This window comes from Mesobacillus sp. (assembly GCF_049588175.1).
Taxonomy (GTDB): Bacteria; Bacillota; Bacilli; order Bacillales; family Cytobacillaceae; genus Mesobacillus.
On record NZ_JBAVFI010000468.1, the window covers coordinates 1 to 4,076 of the forward strand.

Below are 4,076 nucleotides of genomic sequence, written 5' to 3' on the forward strand. Positions count from 1 at the left end.
TTTGAAAGCTGATAACTGATCAATATATATATATATGATGCACCATCTGCATAAAATCCATAATCAAAAAAGTCAGCTCCTGGTAAGCCTTCAACTATTCTAATAAGGGGATGGATTTCTTCTAATAACTCTGCATCATGCAGCAAATCAGCTGCCTCATTGGCAAGATTTCCTGACGAATAGATAAATAAATTGCCATGAACGTGAAGTGGAGGTGCAACCGATTGTAGAAACTGCAAAAAGTCTGGCAGTTCTGAGATAATTGGTTTAGCTTCGATACCTATTGTTTTATTCAATTTTCATGCTCCTTACAGATCTTTTGGCAAATCCTTAAATCTTATACAACAATAGTGTAGAATAAGTATATTGTTAATTTCAATAGAAGCTGGAGGCATTTATATATGAAATGGAAACAGATTCCGCTTGGGCAATTGCAGACAAATTGTTACCTGATCATTGATGAAAATAATTCTTGTTTAATCGTAGATCCAGGTGATAATCCAAAAAAGCTGACTTCAATAATTGAACAACATGAACTGAAACCGGAAGCAATCTTGCTAACTCATGCCCATTTTGATCATATAGGCGCAGTAGACCGTATCAGAGATAAATACGCAATTAAGGTATATATTCATGAAAGGGAAAGGGATTGGCTTGCAGATCCTGCATTAAATGGATCGAGGCATTTTATGATGAAAGAAATGATAACCGCAAGGCCGGCAGAAAACTTGATTACAGATGAAGGAGAAATGTCAATCGGCAATTTTTCATTTTCTGTATATGAAACACCTGGGCACTCACCAGGCAGCATTTCTATCTATTTCCCTGACGACAATTTTGTTCTCGCTGGTGACGCTCTTTTCCATGGAAGTATTGGCAGGACTGATTTGCCAGGTGGAAATCATAATCAGTTAATAAAAAGTATCCATGATAGGCTTTTGGTATTGCCTGAAGAAACAGAAGTCCTGCCAGGACATGGACCATCAACAACAATCGGCTATGAAATGGACACAAATCCATTTTTAAACGGGTTTTAACTATAAAACTAGAAAAGCCCTTCTCTTAGAGAAGGGCTTTTCAGGGGGATGTTCTATTCATATCATGGGAGGGGATATAGTTAAGCTACTAATTAAAACAATATAATAATGAAAACACTATGTCAATAGTGAAAACTGTATCTGAGGAGATATTATGAAAGAAATAATCAGCAAGGTTATTGCTTTATCACCACTTAAATTGATCTCTTATGCTAAATATATGGAGTTAGCACTTTACCATCCTTCAAACGGATACTATATAAAAAATCGTCAAAAGATTGGCAAAGACGGAGACTTTTATACGACAAGCAATGTTTCAGATGTTTTCGGAAAATTAATAGGCAAATGGTTTGCTAAAAACAGTGGCAGTTTAGGTCTTCCCCCATCCGTTTGCGAAATTGGTGCTGGAAATGGGCGTTTTGCTCGGGCATTTATTGCAGGCTGGAATGAATTGAGTGATTCTGATCTTACATATTATATAGTTGAGGAAAGTCCTTATCACCGGGAATTGCAATCGGAGGCTTTGAGCGAGCTGGACAATGTTCAAGTGGTTTACGCCCATACCTACGCTGATTCAGGAATGAATGAGGGTCTTGTTTTTTCAAATGAATTATTCGATGCGTTCCCTGTTCATGTAATTGAAAAAAGACAAGATGTCATCCATGAAGTCTTTATAGCGTATGAAAATGAACAGTTAATTGAAAAGTTCGTCCCAGTTGAAAATGAAAAAATTATTGCTTTTTTACAAGAGCAATATATTGAACTTAACGAAGGGCAGCGGATTGAAATACCTCTGGCGATGGAACCATTCATAAAATCCATTGCAGAAACCTTATCAAAAGGGATTATTGTCACTGTCGATTATGGATATACAAAAGAACAATGGATGGAGCCTTCACGAATAAAGGGAAGTCTGCGTGGGTATTATCAGCATCAAATGTATCACGACGTCCTGCAGATGCCTGGGGAGATGGATATAACGAGCCATGTCCATTTCGATGCATTGATATCTCAGGGAGAAAAATATGGTTTGAGCTTCCTGCAAAAAAAGAGACAGGATGAATTCCTGCTGTCGATCGGCATTCTAGAAGAGCTGGAAAACCACTATGATCCAAACCCCTTTTCAGAAACAAGCAAACGGAATAGGGCTATCCGAAGTCTCATCATGCCTGGCAGCATCAGTCAATCATTTGATGTGATCATCCAGGGCAAGAGAATGGGAGAGAAAGCCGTTAAAATAATCAACAAATAAAAAAAGCGATGGGATTCCATCGCTTTTTTTATTGGGGAAAAGTTTTAATGTCCAGTTCCGCCAAATGGCATCATAAATGTTGTCCAGTAAGTAAATCCTGCAAAGAAAACAGTTAAGTATGCGCCGAATACGTAAATATACATACGCTCGGACAGTTTCAAATAGCTTAAAAGCAAGAAAAATCCTGTTTGACCAAAGAAAATCAAGGACGTCGTATACATGTGACCTAAGAAAAACATCACAGCAAAGATTCCCGTCCAGAATCCTAAAACTCTGTACATACGATCCAAAGATATCCCTCCTTTACCCTACAAGTCCATCACTATCATATTATAAAGTATAGTGGTGTGAAAAGTAAACAAGGATTGATTATTGTGCAATAACAGCTTGGTAAGAACATGAGTTACAGCCAGTGAACATATTTTCTTTTTCAATGAGCTCGATGTCTCCAAATAGAGATTCAAACATTCCTCGCAAAAATTCATAATGCATATTGCAGACTGTTTCAGTGTGATCCATGGCAACTTCTTTGAATGGGCAGTTGAAAATTTGGAAATAGATTTTTGTTTTTTCGTCATTTACTTCGAATTCAGGATAGAATCCCGCCAGCGTCGCCGCATTCTTGATTGCATTAAGTTTATGCTCAAAACTCATATCTTCAGGAATCTGTGGGTGCCGGGAAATTTCCTGATCCATTAATTCAGCCCCAAAGCGTTTTCCAGTTAGGTACAGAGCGTTCTTTCCGGCTTCCCCCAATGACATCATCGTCGTCATGGCAATCTTTGATAGCAGCTGATAGTCCCTGAATGGGAAGTGCAGCTGGATCACATCATCAGAAAGGCGGTAAAGCCTGCTAGGTCGTCCGCCTTTGCCAGTCTTTTTCGTTTCAGAAATAAGCATATTTACATCTTCCAGCTTGGATAAATGGAGCCGTGCTACGTTCGGATGAATATCAAAATTATCTGCTATTTCTTGAACGGTTACATCTTTATGCCTTTTTGTAATGTATTGATAGATATAATAACGAGTTGGGTCAGACAAGACGCTTGTTATTTTTAATGTTTGTTCCACCTTAGTTCACCTCAGACCACTATTTTGCCTTTATTATAATACAGGGGAAAATAAGGTTTACACTGTTTAAACTATATGTTTAGAAAATGTTCACAACTAAATGGCGAAATGATGACAAATGAGTGTACAAAAGTTATACAAAAGTTATACAATGTAGTTAATAATAAAAAAATGGTATCCAGGAGGTACGACGAATGAAAGAATTGATATTTTATTCCTACCCAAGCTGTACATCTTGCCGCAAAACAAAAAAATGGCTTGTGTCAAACAGCGTAAAATTTAAAGAACGTCATTTGTTCAAAGACACTCCGACGAAAAATGAATTGCTGCAAATTTTATCATTGACTACAGATGGTCTCGATGAACTGCTTGCAACTAGAGGTGGAACCTATAAAAAATTAGGTATAGAGGTTGAAGACCTGCCTCTATCTGAAGTATTAAAACTGATGGTAAATGAACCAAAGCTGCTGAGGAGGCCAATATTGACAGACGGGAAAAAGCTGATCGTGGGATTTAACCCTGACGCCCTGAAAGGGATAGCTAAATAAAATGAAAAACCGGAAGCAAACGCTTCCGATTTTTTATGTGATACTGTTATTTGATTTTGGTGCGAATTTGCACTTTCTGACTGGGCTAGCTGGATTCGAACCAACGCATGACGGAGTCAAAGTCCGTTGCCTTACCGCTTGGCTATAGCCCAATATCAATGTTTGCTG

The 4,076-nt window shown here is 38.0% G+C and carries 6 protein-coding genes and 1 tRNA gene; 3 read left to right on the plus strand and 4 right to left on the minus strand.

Features of this window, described 5'->3' with window-relative positions; translation table 11 throughout:
* Positions 1–296: hypothetical protein (locus tag WB217_RS11425; RefSeq protein ID WP_423993352.1), on the minus strand; the 296-nt coding region annotated here is incomplete at its 3' end.
* Positions 297–401: 105 nt separating this feature from the next.
* Here WB217_RS11425 and WB217_RS11430 point away from each other — a divergent pair.
* On the plus strand, positions 402–1,037 hold the full coding sequence (locus WB217_RS11430; RefSeq protein WP_423993353.1) for an MBL fold metallo-hydrolase: 636 nt from the start codon (positions 402–404) through the stop codon (positions 1,035–1,037).
* A gap of 154 nt (positions 1,038–1,191) precedes the next feature.
* Positions 1,192–2,289, plus strand: a complete 1,098-nt coding sequence (locus WB217_RS11435; RefSeq protein WP_423993354.1) for a class I SAM-dependent methyltransferase — start codon at positions 1,192–1,194, stop codon at positions 2,287–2,289.
* Positions 2,290–2,333: 44 nt separating this feature from the next.
* Here WB217_RS11435 and WB217_RS11440 read toward each other — a convergent pair whose 3' ends face one another.
* Entirely contained in the window at positions 2,334–2,579 is a 246-nt protein-coding gene (locus WB217_RS11440; RefSeq protein ID WP_423993355.1) for a DUF2626 domain-containing protein, read from the minus strand.
* A 79-nt stretch (positions 2,580–2,658) separates the two neighbouring features.
* Positions 2,659–3,360, minus strand: coding sequence for a helix-turn-helix transcriptional regulator (locus WB217_RS11445; protein ID WP_423993356.1), 702 nt, complete (start codon positions 3,358–3,360; stop codon positions 2,659–2,661).
* 194 nt (positions 3,361–3,554) lie between these two features.
* On the opposite strand from WB217_RS11445, the gene WB217_RS11450 reads away from it, so the two are divergent.
* Positions 3,555–3,908, plus strand: coding sequence for a Spx/MgsR family RNA polymerase-binding regulatory protein (locus WB217_RS11450; protein WP_335375136.1), 354 nt, complete (start codon positions 3,555–3,557; stop codon positions 3,906–3,908).
* Between the two features lie 80 nt (positions 3,909–3,988).
* Here WB217_RS11450 and WB217_RS11455 read toward each other — a convergent pair.
* Positions 3,989–4,060, minus strand: a tRNA-Gln gene (locus tag WB217_RS11455).
* Between the last annotated feature and the right edge of the window lie 16 nt (positions 4,061–4,076).

Excerpts from the sequence above, each read along its gene's own strand:
- WB217_RS11430 (WP_423993353.1), top strand. The coding sequence starts at position 402 with ATGAAATGGAAACAGATTCCGCTTGGGCAATTGCAGACAAATTGTTAC.
- WB217_RS11435 (WP_423993354.1), top strand. The coding sequence starts at position 1,192 with ATGAAAGAAATAATCAGCAAGGTTATTGCTTTATCACCACTTAAATTG.
- WB217_RS11450 (WP_335375136.1), top strand. The coding sequence starts at position 3,555 with ATGAAAGAATTGATATTTTATTCCTACCCAAGCTGTACATCTTGCCGC.